This window comes from Methyloterricola oryzae (assembly GCF_000934725.1).
Classification (GTDB): Bacteria; Pseudomonadota; Gammaproteobacteria; order Methylococcales; family Methylococcaceae; genus Methyloterricola; species Methyloterricola oryzae.
Genome location: NZ_JYNS01000006.1, coordinates 158,395 through 174,206 on the forward strand (window position 1 = coordinate 158,395; position 15,812 = coordinate 174,206).

At 63.1% G+C, this 15,812-nt stretch carries 15 protein-coding genes; 4 read left to right on the forward strand and 11 right to left on the reverse strand.

The window, feature by feature from the left end; translation table 11 throughout:
* Positions 1-3: 3 nt before the first annotated feature.
* Complete coding sequence (locus EK23_RS10430; protein ID WP_158002489.1) at positions 4-561, reverse strand: fasciclin domain-containing protein; 558 nt, start codon at positions 559-561, stop codon at positions 4-6.
* A 238-nt stretch (positions 562-799) separates the two neighbouring features.
* On the opposite strand from EK23_RS10430, the gene EK23_RS10435 reads away from it, so the two are divergent.
* Both EK23_RS10435 and EK23_RS10440 read left to right on the forward strand, forming a co-directional pair.
* A complete protein-coding gene (locus EK23_RS10435) occupies positions 800-1,522 on the forward strand; it encodes a response regulator transcription factor (RefSeq protein WP_045225291.1) in 723 nt (240 codons plus the stop codon).
* Positions 1,494-2,795, forward strand: a complete 1,302-nt coding sequence (locus tag EK23_RS10440; RefSeq protein WP_045225292.1) for a sensor histidine kinase — start codon at positions 1,494-1,496, stop codon at positions 2,793-2,795. The genes EK23_RS10435 and EK23_RS10440 overlap by 29 nt, the downstream gene beginning before the upstream one ends.
* On the opposite strand, the gene EK23_RS10445 is transcribed toward EK23_RS10440, so the two are convergent.
* Genes EK23_RS10445 through EK23_RS10460 form a run of 4 tightly spaced genes read right to left on the reverse strand, consistent with a single transcriptional unit; the run spans position 2,792 to position 9,467 of the window.
* Positions 2,792-3,574, reverse strand: a complete 783-nt coding sequence (locus EK23_RS10445) for a Mut7-C RNAse domain-containing protein (RefSeq protein WP_235281999.1) — start codon at positions 3,572-3,574, stop codon at positions 2,792-2,794. The genes EK23_RS10440 and EK23_RS10445 overlap by 4 nt on opposite strands.
* Positions 3,575-3,623: 49 nt before the next feature.
* Positions 3,624-5,054 (reverse strand): efflux transporter outer membrane subunit, encoded by a 1,431-nt coding sequence (locus EK23_RS10450; protein ID WP_045225293.1) that lies wholly within the window; start codon positions 5,052-5,054, stop codon positions 3,624-3,626.
* Complete coding sequence (locus EK23_RS10455) at positions 5,051-8,245, reverse strand: efflux RND transporter permease subunit (protein WP_045225294.1); 3,195 nt, start codon at positions 8,243-8,245, stop codon at positions 5,051-5,053. Before EK23_RS10455 ends, EK23_RS10450 begins: the two co-directional genes overlap by 4 nt.
* A gap of 1 nt (position 8,246) precedes the next feature.
* A complete protein-coding gene (locus tag EK23_RS10460; RefSeq protein ID WP_082054101.1) occupies positions 8,247-9,467 on the reverse strand; it encodes an efflux RND transporter periplasmic adaptor subunit in 1,221 nt (406 codons plus the stop codon).
* 91 nt (positions 9,468-9,558) lie between these two features.
* Between EK23_RS10460 and EK23_RS10465 the strand changes: the two genes are divergently transcribed.
* The gene (locus tag EK23_RS10465) at positions 9,559-10,209 is read left to right on the forward strand and encodes a TetR/AcrR family transcriptional regulator (RefSeq protein WP_045225295.1); all 651 of its coding nucleotides are present in this window, start codon (positions 9,559-9,561) and stop codon (positions 10,207-10,209) included.
* A 5-nt stretch (positions 10,210-10,214) separates the two neighbouring features.
* On the opposite strand, the gene EK23_RS10470 is transcribed toward EK23_RS10465, so the two are convergent.
* The 6 genes from EK23_RS10470 to djlA all read right to left on the reverse strand — a co-directional run bounded on the left by EK23_RS10470 (position 10,215) and on the right by djlA (position 14,807).
* Positions 10,215-10,943 (reverse strand): class I SAM-dependent methyltransferase, encoded by a 729-nt coding sequence (locus EK23_RS10470; protein WP_045225296.1) that lies wholly within the window; start codon positions 10,941-10,943, stop codon positions 10,215-10,217.
* Positions 10,944-11,351: 408 nt separating this feature from the next.
* Positions 11,352-12,155, reverse strand: coding sequence for an aldo/keto reductase family protein (locus EK23_RS10475; protein ID WP_045225375.1), 804 nt, complete (start codon positions 12,153-12,155; stop codon positions 11,352-11,354).
* A 93-nt stretch (positions 12,156-12,248) separates the two neighbouring features.
* The gene (locus tag EK23_RS10480; protein ID WP_045225297.1) at positions 12,249-12,611 is read right to left on the reverse strand and encodes a DUF2750 domain-containing protein; all 363 of its coding nucleotides are present in this window, start codon (positions 12,609-12,611) and stop codon (positions 12,249-12,251) included.
* 106 nt (positions 12,612-12,717) lie between these two features.
* Positions 12,718-13,476, reverse strand: a complete 759-nt coding sequence (locus EK23_RS10485) for a pteridine reductase (protein ID WP_235282000.1) — start codon at positions 13,474-13,476, stop codon at positions 12,718-12,720.
* Complete coding sequence (locus EK23_RS10490; RefSeq protein WP_045225299.1) at positions 13,469-13,951, reverse strand: YajQ family cyclic di-GMP-binding protein; 483 nt, start codon at positions 13,949-13,951, stop codon at positions 13,469-13,471. Before EK23_RS10490 ends, EK23_RS10485 begins: the two co-directional genes overlap by 8 nt.
* A 19-nt stretch (positions 13,952-13,970) precedes the next feature.
* Positions 13,971-14,807 carry a co-chaperone DjlA gene (gene djlA, locus EK23_RS10495; protein WP_045225300.1) on the reverse strand — a complete coding sequence of 279 codons (837 nt, stop codon included), beginning with the start codon at positions 14,805-14,807 and terminating at the stop codon, positions 13,971-13,973.
* Between the two features lie 96 nt (positions 14,808-14,903).
* On the opposite strand from djlA, the gene EK23_RS10500 reads away from it, so the two are divergent.
* A complete protein-coding gene (locus tag EK23_RS10500) occupies positions 14,904-15,809 on the forward strand; it encodes a phosphoribosylaminoimidazolesuccinocarboxamide synthase (protein WP_045225301.1) in 906 nt (301 codons plus the stop codon).
* The last annotated feature ends 3 nt before the right edge of the window (positions 15,810-15,812 follow it).

The window sequence follows — 15,812 nt, forward strand, 5'->3', positions numbered from 1 at the left end:
CCCTCACTTGAACTGCGGCAGCAGAACGCTGTCGATGATCCAGACGATGCCATTGCTGGTGCGTACCCCCTCGCAAGCCGCCGTGGATTGATTGACCTGCGGCCCCTTGTCGTACTCCAGGAAAACCGACTGCCCCTGCAGCGTGGTCACTTCCCTGGGACTGAGCGGGCGGCGCGGATCGGCGTTGCGGGAAGCGACGACATGATAGGTCAGCACCTCCGTCAGCACGGCCGTGTCGCTACCCAGGGCCGACAGCACCGGCGCTGGTATCTTGGCGAAGGCGTCATTGGTTGGCGCGTACACGGTGAAGGGGCCCGGACCGTTCAAGGCATCCACCAGGTTGGCGGCGATCACCAGGTCCTTGAGAGTGCTCAAGGCGGGCGTGGCAATGGCGGCTTCCACGATGGTGCCATCGAAGTTCGTCAGCTTGGTCCTTCGGCAGGCATTGTAGGCGGAACCCCCAGCCGAGGTTTCATGGGCTTCGGCCGGAACGGCCAGCGTCGCTGCGACGGCTGCCAAAATGCAGGCGTGTAGACTGCGGGAAATCTTTGTAGCGTTCATGATGATCTCTCCTCTCAAGTTGCAAGCATCAGTCAGTTCTGGTTTCATCATTCGGTCGGATCGCGCCAGGACGTTCCAAGTTCTGCCTCGCCGCGTCGGCCGCCTGGCTTGTGCTCAGGTGGGTTGAAGATTAAGAGAACGCCGGTGAATGCCGCGTAAACCCGATGTGAAGAAAGCGTGAAAGCGTAAGCTCCGGTGTTCGGATCTCCGTCAGGCCCACCCCATTGACCCTGCCGCCATGTCGCAAGTCCCCTCGCCCCACTCCCTGCTGCTGGTGGAAGACCACCGGGACATCGCGGCCCTGATCTTCGAGTACTTCGAAAAACGCGGCTACACACTGGACCACGCCGCCGATGCCATCACTGGCCTGCACCTGGCGGTGAGCAACACCTATGACGTGATCATTCTCGACCTGCGCCTGCCCGGCATGGATGGCTTGAGCGTGTGCGAGAAACTGCGGCGGGAAGCCAGGCTGACGACGCCAATACTCATGCTGACCGCCCGCGATACCCTGCAGGACAAGGTGGCCGGACTCGAAGCCGGCGCCGACGATTATTTGGTGAAGCCCTTCGACCTGCTGGAACTGGAGGCCCGGGTGCGCTCGCTGATCCGGCGGCATCGGGCAGAGTTGACACCGGAGGTGCTGCGGGTGGGCGATCTCAGCCTGGATCTGGGAACCCAGGAGGTGCACCGGGCAGGGGAAAGGCTGGAGATTTCACCCACGGGCAAGAAGATTCTGAAACTGCTCATGCGGGCGTCGCCCAACCTGGTCACCCGGCGGGAGATCGAGCGGGAAATCTGGGGCGATGAGCTGCCTGACAGCGACACTTTGCGCAGCCACCTCTACAACCTGCGCAAGGCGGTGGACAAACCCTTCCGCGAGCCCATGATCTGCACCGTGCAAAGCCTGGGCTACCGCCTCATCAAGCCCCATGCCGAACAAACAGAGAATCAGCCGTAAGCTGGAACGGGTCTTCCTGCTGCAGATCCTGTTCATCAGCATCGCGGTGCTGCTGAGCATCGCCACCGCCCGCTTTGTCCTGGGCGGCATCCTCATCCAGCGCGCCCTGCAGGATGAATCGGACTACTTCTGGCAACGCTACCGTCTGGACCCGGATTGCTCGCTGCCCGACACCAACAACCTGAAGGCCTATCTGAGTCCGCGCCAATCGTCCGCACAGATTCCGCCGGAAATCGCGGGGCTCGCGGATGGATTTCATCACCTGCCGCGTGAACACGGCTTCGCCGTCGCGCAGCTGACCCGCCAGGGCGAGGCCCGGCTGTACCTGGTCTTCGACGGCAAGCGGGTGGAGGAACTGGCCCTGTTCTTCGGCATGATACCCATGGCCGCCGGCCTGACAGGACTCTATGTGGCGGCCCTGCTGGGCTACCGCCTTTCGCGCAAGGCGGTGTCGCCGATCCTGGCCCTGGCACGCCAGGTGGATCATATTCAGCGCGAATCCCCGGACCGAAGCCTGCAAGCGCTGGAACAGATTCCCGCCGGCGACGACGAGGAGGTGCGCGCCCTGTCGCAAGCCCTTTCGCGCCTGTCCGCGCGCATCCTGCAGTTCATCGAGCGCGAGCGGACTTTCACGCGGGATGTGAGCCATGAATTGCGCAGCCCCATCACCGTCATCCGCATGGCGGCCGACGTCTTGATGCAGGACGGCGCGTTCGGGGAAAGCCAGCGGGCACACCTGGCGCGCATCAAGCGCGCGGCCATAGACATGGAGGAGCTCACCAGCGCCTTCCTGCTCTTATCCCGGGAGGAAGCCCAGGGGCCGCAGGACGAGGCGGTCTGCGTCAACGCGGTGGTGCGGGAGGAAATGGAGCGCGCAGCCTCGCTGCTGCAAGGCAAGTCCGTGAAGGCGGTGCTGCACCAAGACGCCACGCTACACCTGAACGTGTCCCACAAGGTCCTTTCCATCGTCATCGGCAACCTCATTCGCAACGCCTACGCCTACACCGGCAAAGGCGAGGTCCGCATCGGCATCGAGCAGAACGCCCTGTGTATCGAGGACACGGGTTCCGGAATCGCCGAAGATCAGATGGACAAGGTCTTTCAGGCCTACTACCGGGGCACGGAGGACGGCGAGGGTCACGGGGTCGGGCTGGCCATCGTCAGCCGCCTATGCAGCCGGTTCGGCTGGCACCTGCAGTTGTCCAGCAGCCTGGGGCGGGGCACGCGGGCGCGTCTGGAGTTCCCAGGCGCCATGCTGCAGGCCCGCGATTAGCCTCGCGGCCTGAGATACCGCTGCCGCATGTCGTCCACATGGGTACCGGCCCAGTAGACCCGCCCGCAGCCCGCGCATCGGTAGAATCTGTCGTAGTAAAGCCGCGTCTTGGGCTCCAGCCGGTCCCACACCGCCGCCTTGTCCACCGGCTCGACTACGCCGTTGCAGGCCATGCAGCGGGCGAAGGGGCGAATGCTGCCGTGCAGATCGAAACGCTCCAGCACTTCCGCCACCTGCCGATCGGGATCCACAGCCCTCACCCAATAGCCGTGGGTGATGCGTCTGGCGAACAGCAGCCGGCGGTCCCGGGTCAGCACGATGCGATGCTCGCGCGCGGCGATATCGGCCACCTGGCTGTCGTGATAGGCATTGTCGTAAAGCGCGTCGAAACCGAGCATGCGCAAGCGCCGCGCCAGCTTTCCCAGGTTCACGTCCAGCACGAAGGCGCTGCGGCGCAGGGGCGCGTCCCGCAAGCGCAGCAATGGGCTGACATCGAAGCTTTCGAACATGGGGTAGACCGCGACCCGGTCACCGGGTTGGAGCCGGTAGTCGAACCCCACCGACTCGCCGTTGACGACGATGAGTTCCACCTCGGTGTGCGGGACGCCGAACGCTTCGATGGGATCCTTGATGCCGGGATGGCCGCTGAAACAGTAACGCAAGGCCCGCTTACGCTGGAGCGGTTTGAGGAAGTCGTTGAGTTCCTCGTAAAACCGGAACTCCGCCGCGTATGGCCCCGCGCCCAGCGCGCCAGCATCCTCGAACACCGTCGCTATCACCGCCTTGCGCCTCCGGACCTTGACGTGATCGGGGGGTAACCGCGACCCTTCAAAGGCCCTGGGGTATGGCGCGGTTCTCCCAGCCTCCGCCCAGGGCCTTGTACAAGGCCACCAGGGCCGTCGCCGTCTGGGTCTGGCTCAGGGCCAACCGCTCCTGGTCCTGCAGCAGGCGCAGTTCCGCGTCGAGGACGGTCAGGAAATCGCTGGCGCCGTCGCGAAAGCGCAGATGCGCCAGCTCGCTCGCCCGCTGGCTGGCCTCCGCGGCCTGGGCGAGCAGGTCGCGCTCCGCTCTTTGCTCGTTGTAACCGACCAGGGCATTCTCGGTTTCCTCCAGGGCGTTCAGCACCGTCTGCTGATAACGGGCCAGGCTGGCTTCCGCGCTGGCATCGGCGGCCTTGATGCGCGCATAGACCCGCCCCAGGTCGAACGCGGCCCAGGTGATCCTGGGACCCGCGGAATAGGCGTCGGAGCCGCCCCCGCCCACCGCCGACAAGGTCCGGCCCTCCAGAGCGATGGTCCCCACGAAGGTGACGCGCGGGAACAGGTCGGCGGTGGCCACGCCGATCTGGGCCGTGGCGCTGGCCAGTTCCCGTTCCGCCACGCGGATGTCGGGACGGCGGCGCAGGAGTTCGGCGGGGCTGCCGATGCACACCACGGCCGGCACGTCCGCCAGGGGCGCCGACGTCAGGAGTTCGGCCAGATAGGTGCCGGGCGGTTTGCCGGTGAGCACACCCAAACGGTGTATGGCCTGATGGATGGCGACCCTAAGCCGGGGCAACAACGCCTTCGTGCTATCCATCTGCGCCTTGGCCCTTGACGTGTCCAGTTCGGTGCCGCGGCCCGCCTGCAGCCTGATTTCCGTGATCTTGAGGGTCTCCGCCTGGTTTTCGGCGTTTTTCTGCGATACCGCCAACTGGTTCTGAAGGCCCCGCAAGGCGAAGTAGTTACGCGCCACCTCGGCGATCAGGCTGACCATCAGGTCGCGGTAGCCGGCAACCTGAACTTCCACCTCGGCTTCGCTCGATTCGACATTGCGGCGCACCCGCCCGAAGAAATCGATCTCCCAGAAGGCATCGAAGCCGGTGCTGTAGAGCTTGAGTTCGCGGGGAACGAAGCTTCGATTATTGAGCGCCGCCACGCTGCGCTTCTGCTCGTTGTAGCTGGCGCGCCCGACCACGGTGGGGAGGAGATCGAGCCCGGATTGAAGGTACAGCGCGCGCGCCTCGCGCAGGTTCGCTTCGGCCCCTTTCAGATCCCAATTGGCCCGCAGGGTTTCATCGATGAGGCGGTCCAGCGTGGGGTCGCGAAACTGCCGCCACCAGAGCAGGTCCACCTCTTTATTCACAAACTCCGGATGCCCGGCGTTGGCGAACTGTTCGCCGCCGGTCTGCACCTGAGGTGTCTGATAATCCGGCCCGACGGCACAGGCGGACAGCAGGCACGCGGCCACACCCACTAGAACGATGCGACCTACGCTCATGCCGTGCCTCCCGGCCCGGCCGCACTAGACGGCGAATGGCTGGCGCGACGCGCCTCACGACGATCCACCCAGGCCTGGATCACCACATAGAACACCGGCGTCAACAGCAACCCAAACAAGGTGACGCCGAGCATGCCGCTGAACACGGCGGTGCCGAGAATCTGCCGCGACTCCGCCCCGGCGCCCTGGGCGATCACTAGCGGAAACACGCCCATGATGAAGGCGAACGAGGTCATCAGGATCGGGCGCAGGCGCACGCGGGCCGCTTCCGCCGCCGCCGCGAAGCGATCCAGGCCCTCCTCCCGCCGGCGCTTGGCGAACTCCACGATCAGGATCGCGTTCTTCGACGCCAGCCCCACCAGGACGATGAAGCCCACCTGGGTGAAGATGTTGTTGTCCATCCCGCGCAGCCAGATACCGGTCATGGAGGCGAGAAGACACATGGGCACGATCAGGATCACCGCGAAGGGCAAGGACCAGCTCTCGTACTGCGCCGCCAGGGCGAGGAACACGAACAGCACGCTCAGGGGGAACACCAGGAATGCCACATTCCCCGCCAAAACCTGCTGCAGACTGATCTCGGTCCATTCGAACCCGAACCCGGGCGGCAATTCCTCCCTGGCCAGCCGGTCCATGATGGCGATCGCCTGGCCCGAGCTGACGCCTGGCAGCGGCGCGCCATTGATCTCCGCCGCCGGGTACATGTTGTAGCGGGTCATCTTGTCCGGCCCCGTGATCTCGCGCACATCCATGAGCGAACCCAGGGGCACCATCTCCCCCGCCTGGTTGCGCGTCTTCAGCTTCGCAATGTCCTCGGGATGCATACGGAATTTCGCATCGGCCTGCGCCTGCACCTGATAGGTGCGGCCAAACCGGTTGAAATCATTGATGTAAAGCGAGCCCAGATACACCTGCAAGGTGTCGAATACCTCGCTCAGGGGCACGTCCATGGCCTTGGCGCGCGTGCGGTCCACATCCAGGAAGATCTGCGGGACGCCTGACCTGAATGTCGTAAACAGTCCGCTCAGCCCGGCGGCCTGGTTGCCCTTGGCGATGAGGTCCGCCGCCGCCTGCTGCAGCGCGTCCACGCCGGCATTGCTGCGATCCTGAACCTGCAGCTTGAACCCGCCCACCGCGCTCATGCCGCGCACCGGTGGCGGTGCGAACACCGAGATGCGGGCATCCTCCACCTGGGACAGCCGCTTCTGCAGGTTGGCGATGATGGCATCGGCATACAGTTCCGGGCGGCCTGCGCGGTCCTCGAAGGGGGCCAGGCGTGCGAACATGGTGGCGACATTGGACTGGCTGGCGCCGGTCAGGATGGAATAGCCGGCGTAGGCGTTGACGTGCCTGACACCCGGCGTGTCCAGGATGATCTTGGTGGCCTGGTCCACCACGGCGCTGGTGCGGTCCACCGAGGCGGCATCCGGTAGCTGCCCGTACAGGATCAGATAGCCCTGGTCCTGCTGCGGAATGAAGCCCGTGGGCACTTTCTCGAAGGCCAGGAAATTCAATCCGTTCAGCCCCGCGTAGAGCACCAGCACCAGCACCGCCATGCGCGTGACGCGCCCCACCATCCGCGCGTAGCCCTCGCCGAAGGCGGCAAAGGCCCGGTTGAAGGCGCCGAAAAACCAGCCAAGACTCCGGTTCAGCACCCTCGTCAACCAGTCCGGATTGTGATGGGCCCGCTCCAGCAGCAGAGCGCACAAAGCGGGACTGAGGGTCAGGGAGTTGAAGCTGGAAATTACCGTGGAAACGGCGATGGTGAGGGCGAACTGCTTGTAGAAGGCGCCGGAGACGCCGGTGATGAAGGCCGTGGGCACGAACACCGCCACCAGCACCAGGGTGGTGGCGATCACCGGCCCCACCACTTCGTCCATCGCGCGGCGGGTGGCGAGGCGCACCTCCTCGCCCATGGCGATGTGGCGTTCGACGTTTTCCACCACCACGATGGCGTCGTCCACCACGATGCCGATGGCCAGCACCAGGCCAAACAGGGACAAGGTATTGAGGGACATACCCAGGGACGCCATCACGGCGAAGGTGCCGATCAGTGAAACCGGCACCGCCACCAATGGAATGATGCTGGCGCGCCAGTTCTGCAGGAACACCACGACCACCAGCACCACCAGCAGCAGGGCCTCGAACAGGGTTTTCACCACCGCCTCGATGGACTGCTTGATGAACACCACGGTGTCGTAGACGATGTCGTACTCCAGTCCCTCCGGGAAGCGGGTCTTCAGGTTTTTCATGGCCTTTACCACCCCTTCCTTGGTGTCCAGCGCATTGGAGCCGGGCAACTGGAAAATCGCAAGGCCCACCGTGGGCTGGCCATCGAGACGCAGGGAACTGGCATAGTCTTTGGCGCCCAGTTCGATGCGCGCCACGTCCTTCAGTCGCGTGACGGCGCCATCGGTTCCGGTCTTGATGACGATGTCCCCGAACTGCTCCGCCTCCATCAAGCGGCCCTGGGTCGTGACCGTATACTGAAACTCCACGCCTCCGGGCGTTGGCGGCTGCCCCACCACGCCAGCCGCCACCTGCACGTTCTGCTCCCTGAGGGCGCGCACCACGTCGGACGCGGTCATGTTGCGGGCGGCCACCTGCTCCGGGTCCAGCCAGACGCGCATGCTGTAGTCGCGCGCGCCGAACACGATGATATCCCCCACGCCTGGCAGTCGCGCCAGGGTGTCCTTGATCTGCAGCAGGGCGTAATTGCTCAGATAGGTGCTGTCATAGCGGCGATCCGGGGATATCAGATTAACCACCAGGCTGAGGTCCGGGCTGCGCTTCTTGACATTGATACCAAGGCGCCGGACTTCCTCGGGCAATTTGGGTTCGGCCAGCGCCACCCGGTTCTGCACCAATACCTGGGCCTTGTCGATGTTGGTACCCGGCTTGAAGGTGACGGTCAGCACCATCGAACCCTCGTTGGTGGACTGGGAGGACAGGTAGAGCATGTCCTCGACCCCGTTCACCTCCTGCTCGATGGGAGTGGCGACGGTATCCATGACCACCTTGGCGTTGGCGCCTGGGTAGGTGGCGCTGACCACCACATTGGGCGGAGCGATCTCGGGATACTGGGCGATGGGCAGGGCGATCAGGGCCAGTCCCCCCACCACCAGGATGAGGATGGACAGTACCGAGGCGAAGATCGGACGGTCGATGAAGAAATGCGTGAATCGGCCCATGCTACTTGGCCTGTCCGGAGCCGGCTTGAGGCAGGGTGGTCTTTTCCGGCTTGACCGCGGCGCCGGGCTTGAGTTTCTGGATGCCTTCCACCACCACCCATTCGCCCGGCTTCAAGCCTTCGGCAATCACACGATACCCGTCCACCAGCGCACCCAACGTCACTTTGCGCCGCTCGACCTTGCCATCGGTCCCCATCACCCAGACGAACTTCTGCGCCAGGTCGGTAGCAACCGCGCGGTCGGGCAGCAGCACGGCCTGGAACAGCGCGCTGCCGGGGACCCGCAAGTGGGCAAAGAAGCCGGGACTCAGCAATCCGTCGGGATTGGAAAACACCGCGCGCAGGGTCAAGGTGCCGGTCGAGGCGTTCAAGCGCGGCGACTCGTATTCGATGCGGCCGTGATGGGGATAACCGCTCTCGTCTGCCAGGGCCATGTCGGCCAGCATGCATGCACCCACTCCCTTTTCCGCCTGAGCTTGGCACTCGGTCCCCGCCAGCCGGCGGTATTTCAGCGCGGAGCGCTCGTCCACGTCCACGTAGACATACACCGGGTCGGTGGACACGATGAAGGTCAGCAGGGTGGCGTCGGCGCCACCCCCTTTGACCAGATTGCCGGCGGTGATCAGCTCGCGCCCGATCCGACCGGAGATGGGGGCGCGCACCTCGGTGAACTCGAGATTCAGGCGCGCCGAATACACGGCCGCCTCGGCCGACTGCTCCGCCGCCACGGCCTCCGCTAGGCCTTTGCTGCGGGCGTCGAATTCTTCCTCGGAAATCGCCTTGGACTTGAACATCAGTTCGGCGCGGGCGAGATTGTTACGGGCCAGCGCCAGGCGGGCCCTGGCCTGCTCCAGCTCCGCCTGGGCGCGGCTGAGCAGGGCCTTGAAGGGCCGCGGGTCAATGAGAAACAACAGATCACCCTTCTCCACTTGCTCGCCAGCGCGGAAGTTTACCTTCTCCAGATAACCATCCACCCGGGCCCGAACATCCACCGACTGCACGGCCTCGATCCGACCGGGGTAGTCATCCCAGGTCCGGACTTCCTGGTACAGCGGCTGGGCGACTTTCACCAACGGTGGCGGCGGGGCGCCTGCTGGCGAATCGGAGGACGCGCCGCAGCCTCCGAGCAGGGACACCAACGCGATCCAGAACGCGAGGAGGAAAAGATGCAGACACTCGAATGGCCGCCCTGGATTGGCGCTGGCACGCATGAGTGTGGCCATGTTTCTCGTCTCCTGCGGGTGATGATGACCTGGATAATGCCAAAATGGTAACATACCCTTTCATTTTTTGTTAAGCGGCTGCACCAGGCGCATGAGCACCCCGACACAACGATCCGGACGCCCCCGCAAGGGCGAGGAAACGGTACGACGCGATCAACTGCTGGACCAGGCCATGCAGTTGTTTGCGGAACATGGCTACGGCAACCTGAGCCTGGAAACCATCGCCCGCACGGCCCAAGTGTCCCTGCGCACCATCTACAACCAATTCGGGGGCAAGTCGGAGTTGTTCGGGGCGGTGGTCCGCAGGGTCAGCGACGAATTTGTCGCCAGCCTGCCGCTTGAGACCGGCTTAGACCGGCCGATTGAGGCGGTGCTGGTGGAATTTGGCTGCTTCTATCTCGGGCGGATCACACGCCCGGCCTGCACCGCCCTCCGCGCGCAGATCATGGCGGAGGCCGCGCGCTTTCCGGAGTTCGCCGCGGAGTTCTACCGCAACGGACCGGAACGCACCCTGGTGCGCCTCGCCGAATTCTTCACGCTGCAGCAAGGGCTTGGCTTCGTGGCGGAGATGGACAGCCATTTCCTCGCCGGGCAGTTTCTCAATGCCGTGCGTGGCGAGCGCTTCCACCGCCAGCAACTGGGTCTGGAAACCCCGCCCACGGAAGCGGAAACAGAGGCCTGGGTGCGACAGGTCGTGCGCCATTTTCTGAACGGCTGCATGCTGCAACCTGCGGCGAACTAGGGAGGCTAATCGCCGTCCCGGTAAATCCAGGTCTGGTGCCAAGTATGCCGGCTCAGTTGCCTGGCCGACGCAAAACCGGATTCCCTGGCCATGCGCTCATAGGTCTCTGCGGTTTCCGGATAATCGAAATTTCCCACATGCTCGCGTAGCAGCGTGAATTCCGCCGGGACCAGCGACTGCCAATGCTGCTCCGCATAGCCCAGGTAGGCGCTGAGATAGTCCTCGCGGCTCTGGCCGGGCTCGCGCATGACATCCGTAAGCAGCAACACGCCGCCGGGTTTCAGGGCATTTCGGGTCAATGCAAAAAAGCGGGCCTTGTCCTCCAAGGCAAGGTGATGCAGGGCAAACCCTGAAAATATCACGTCGACCGGCGTGTCAACGAGCGAAAGACCTTCCAGCATGTCCGCAAGTTCCAGACGCACGGGACACGGAAGACTGGCGAGGTTCCGGGCCGCCAGTTCCAGGGCCGGCTGCGATAGGTCCAGGCCCAGGTAGCTCGCAAGTCTGCAGCGCTTGAATGCCTTCATCGACTGACTGGCGTCGCCGCATCCCAGTTCCACTACCGCGAGTGGCGCTGCTTCTTGCAAGCCTTCCAGATAGCGGCCGAGATCACCGTAGATCGAAGTGTGAAACATGTAGTCGTGCTCCACGATCTTCCGGTACATATTCCAGGCATTCTGAAAAATCTCGACCGGATTGCCCTTGGCTTCTTCTTGGCTCGTGTTCGGATTCATGCTGTCGTCCCAGCCTTTAACTCTGCTTCAATTGATCCGAGAAGACTCGCCCGTCTTCAGAACGGCCATCGCGAAGAGCGGGACAGCCCCGGATGGGCACGCCGAAAGTGTGATGGCATTCACATTGTCGACCCCTCTTCACACCTAATCTTAAGACCGTCTCCAGCGTGAACCCCCCCCATTCACACAAAGGAGACACCATTACTGCTTGGTCAGTCGAAGGCTAGTAGGGATAGAATCCCGGATGACGGGCTACTCCCTGGCACGAAATTTCGGATCGAGGGTAGGTGTCAAGGCGCAAAGCCAAAGCTCCTGCACCAAACGATCTGCGTGACCTTCACATGTTGGCGTCCGACTGAGGACACCTTCGACAGACCAGGCGGTTCTTTTTTGCCTCAACCGAGCCGCTTACAAAAGCGCCGTCACTGCGACAAGCTCATCCCCCTTCAATTCAAATTCGAAGATAGCCAGATCCTCGCGCATATGCGATTCGCGCGTCGTGCCGCTCAAGGGAACGATACCTATCTGTGTCAGGCAGCGAAACAGAATCTGTGCCGGGGTCCGCCCATAACGAGCCGCCAAGCCAGTCACTGTCGAGTCTGCCAGGAGCTTCGGATTCGCAGTCAGCGTCCAGAAACTCTGATAGATGACGCCGTTTTCAACACAGTACGCGCGTAACGCGCGGTCGTAACCGGTATCCGCATAAAAGCGGTTCTGCAATACCGCAGGCTTCACCTTCACTGCCTCCCATAGCCCCTTGAAACGGGCCAGATCGTAGCAATTGCTCAGGCCAAGCTGCCGCACAGTCCCAGAATGGAACAAGTCTTCCATGGCTCTCCAAGCCTCCAGGGTCGCCTCCGGCTGCTGCAAAGGCGAGTGCATAAGCAATCCGTCCAGGTACTCGGCACCCAAATTGCGAAGCGAGACCTCGCAGGATTGAGCCACCTGCTGCGCCAGCGATGCATCGGGATCGTAAGGAACCCGGGCAGGATCCTGCCCGGCCAGCGGCGTGAACTTGGTCTGCAGGTAGAGCGAATCCCGGGACACCCCGCGCTTCAGGCATCGCGCCAGGCCTTCCCCGACGCCCGGCTCATCGTAATGCTTAGGCTGGCAGGCTGTATCGATGCCGCGGAAACCCATGGAAATCGCGAGTTCCACCAATTCGGCGGTGCGGTTTTCCTTCCACGCAGTACCATAGATGATGCGCGGCATGCGCACCCCGAAGACTGAGCATGTCCATGCTGCGTCATTCAATTCCTAGAACTCCGTCGGCCCAGACCGATTGGAGCGCCGCCGCGCCGGACATCACTCGGCGTTTGCGCCCAATTGCCGGGCGATCTCCACGGGTTCGATTTCCAGACCCTCCAGATCGGCATTCCAGTTCGGTCCCACCAGGGTACCGTCCTCGTCCATGCCAGGCAGCCAGTCCGACACGAAGTCCTCGATGTCGATGGCGACCGGGGAAAATTCGGCCCATTCGTCGACGCAATGCGCCTTGGCATGCCCTTCTTCCGACCAGAACGGCATGACCTCGCTGTCCTCGAATTCGGCGGAATCCACCACCACCCAGCCGCTGGCCGATTGCAAGCCCCACACTTGGCCCGACTCCTGGATGTGCTCGATAAAGCGCTGATAATTGGCGTTGAGGTCTGTAGTCAATGGAATCATGGTCGTTTCGGGCTGAATAAGGAATGGAATCTCATACTGAGAACGATGATGCCTCAATATGGGCGGCGGCGTGAAGTGATCCTTTTCGGTGGAGCAAATGCATCATTCAACTGAACAGGCTGCGACCGCCGTCCACGGACAGTATCTGGCCGGTGACATAAGGCGCTTCAAATGCCAGGAAAAGTGCCGCCCGCGCCACATCCTCCGGCTCTCCGGTGCGCTGCAAGGGAATCCGCGACAGGATCTCGGCCTGCTTGGCTACGTCCATGTCATGTTCCGGCCACAGCACCGCGCCCGGCGCAACGCCATTGACCCGTATGTCCGGCGCCAGTTCCTTGGCGAGGGAACGGGTCATGGCCGCGAGCCCTGCCTTGGCAATGCTGTACACGGGATAACCTTTGAGCCCCCGCTCGGCGTGAATGTCGATAAGATTGACCACCGAACCACGCCGCGCACGAAGAAAAGGCGCAGCCGCCTGGCACAGAAAGAAAGGCGCTTTGAGGTTGCTGCCCATAAGCTCCTCCCACTGCCCCTCGGTCACATTTTCAAGGGGCGTGGGATAAAAACTGGAGGCATTGTTCACCAATACATCCAACCGGCCCCAGGCGCCGGCTGCTTCATTCGCTACATTTCCGAGAGCGGAAAGGTCCAGGAGATCGGCCTGACAGACCAGCGCCGAGGAGGCTCTCAGCCCATTCAGCTCGGCAGCCATCGCGGCAGCCTCCGGTCCGGAATTTCGAACGTGGAGCACGACATTGCAACCGGCGCCATGGAAGCGGCGCGCCATGCAGGCGCCCAGGCGCCGCCCGGCCCCGGTGATCAGCGCGACCGGCGCCTCGCCCCCGGCCGGTCCCGGCTCAATCACGGAAGTTGTCGAACTGCAGGGGCTGTTCCAGCTTCTCGGCACGCAGGGCCGCAATGCATTCCTGCAGATCGTCGCGCTTCTTGCCGGTCACGCGTACCTTGTCCCCCTGGATCGCCGCCTGCACCTTGAGCTTGCGGTCCTTGACCAGCTTGACGATCTTCTTCGCCAGCAGCGTGTCGATGCCCTGGACCAGGCTGATGGCCTGCCGCGCTTCCTTGCCCGCCTGAGTCGGCGGCTCGGTCTTCAGGCTGGCGATGTCTACGCCCCGCTTGGCCAGCTTGTTGTGCAGAATGTCGCGCATCTGCTGCAACTGGAATTCGCTCTCGGCGCTCAGGCTGATGGTCGCATCGTTTAGAACGAATTTGGCGTTACTGCCCTTGAAGTCGAAGCGGGTCTCCACCTCGCGATTGGCCTGGTCCACCGCGTTGCTGACCTCGTGCAGGTTGACCTCGGATATCACGTCGAATGAGGGCATGGCTGTCTCCTTGAATTCACTAAATTTTCAGTTTTCGGTGCTTGCAGATAATCTCGTAGGCTTGGCGGATCTGCCGCGTCTTCTCGTTGGCCAGCTTCACCATTTCCTCGGGAAGGCCGCTGGCCACCAGCTTGTCCGGGTGGTGCTGGCTGATCATGCGGCGGTAGGCGCGCTTGATCTCGGCAGCCGAAGACGAGGGCTTGATTCCAAGCGCCGCGTAGGCGTCGGCCAGGCTCGGTTCCTGGCGCAGCACCCGCTGCTGGCGATAGCCCGAACCACCGGACTGCCGCCAAGCGCCAGCCACCCGCAATTGAGCCTCCAGCGCTGCGCGAATGGCATGAAACTCGAAGCGGGAAAACCGGAGACGATCGCAGATCTCAAGCAGCAAGCGCTCCTCCTCGGCCCGCAAGGCGCCATCGGCCAGGGCGGCCTCCAGTTGGATCTCGATAAATACACGAATCAGGGTGTAGCGCCGGTGGCACTCCTTGTGAAACTGCTCGAGCACCTCGCCCAACGGAAAATCGGCCCGCTTGCCATCGGTGAACAGGCTTACCGCCTGTTTGCGCATCTCATCGGACAGGTCCATGCGGCTCATGATGGTGCGTGCCGCGGCGATTTCTGCTTCGCTGACACGTCCATCGGCTTTGGCCACATGCCCCATCACCGCGAAGGTGGCGGAGTAAAAGGCGGTTTGCACCCTCTGCTGGTCACCCGGTCCAAAATGCAGGCCGAGCACACCCTCCGTCAGGTGGCGCCGGTCGAACTGGTGCCCCACGGCAGCCCCCAGGATGGCGCCGGCAGGCCCTCCCACCAGCAGCCCCAGCGCCCCACCGATGACCTTACCGAACCAGTTCATGGGCTGTGCCGTTGATTTATTTTATGCTTGCGATCAAAGTGGCAGAAAGTACATGATTGCCCGCTTTTCATAAAGCCCGCCACGCCGAGAGGAAGCATGAACCCGCCCGAAGTCCTTTACGAGACCGATCTAAAGAGCCTCGCCTTCAAAGCCCGCGGAAAAGTACGCGACATCTACGACGTGGATGAGCGCCACATGGTCATCGTCACCACCGACCGGTTGTCCGCTTTCGACGTTGTATTGCCGGACCCTATTCCCGGCAAAGGCCGCGTGCTCACCTCCGTCTCGAACTTCTGGTTTCAACGGTTGGCGCACGTCATTCCCAACCATTTGTCCAAGCTGAAGCTGGAGCAGGTCATCAGGGACCCGGCGGAATGCGCCCTTCTGCAAGGCCGCGCCATCGTGGTCCGCAAGTTGCGGCCGCTACCGGTGGAAGCGGTGGTACGCGGCTATCTCATCGGTTCCGGTTGGAAGGACTACCAGCGCGACGGCGCCGTCTGCGGAGTATCCCTGCCTCAGGGACTGCGCCAGGCCGAACAACTGCCCCAGGCCATCTTCACCCCTTCGACCAAAGCCGAACTGGGCTCCCACGACGAGAACATCGATTTCGCGCGCACCGTTGAACTGCTGGGAGCAAGCCTGGCACAGCAGGTGCGCGATACCAGTCTCACCCTCTACACGGAAGCGGCTGCCTACGCCCGGGAGCGCGGCATCATCATCGCCGACACCAAATTCGAATTCGGCTTGGACGAGGCAGGGCACCTTTTGCTCATCGACGAGGCGTTGACCCCCGACTCCTCCCGCTTCTGGCCGCTGGACCAGTATCAGGTCGGCATCAGCCCCCCCAGTTTTGACAAACAGTTCGTGCGCGATTACCTGGAAACCCTGGATTGGGACAAGACCCCCCCCGGCCCCAGACTGCCGGCGGACATACTGGAGCGTACCGCGCAGAAGTACCGCGAAGCGGAAACGCGGCTGACGGGCGCCGTTGGGCCCGCCTGAACC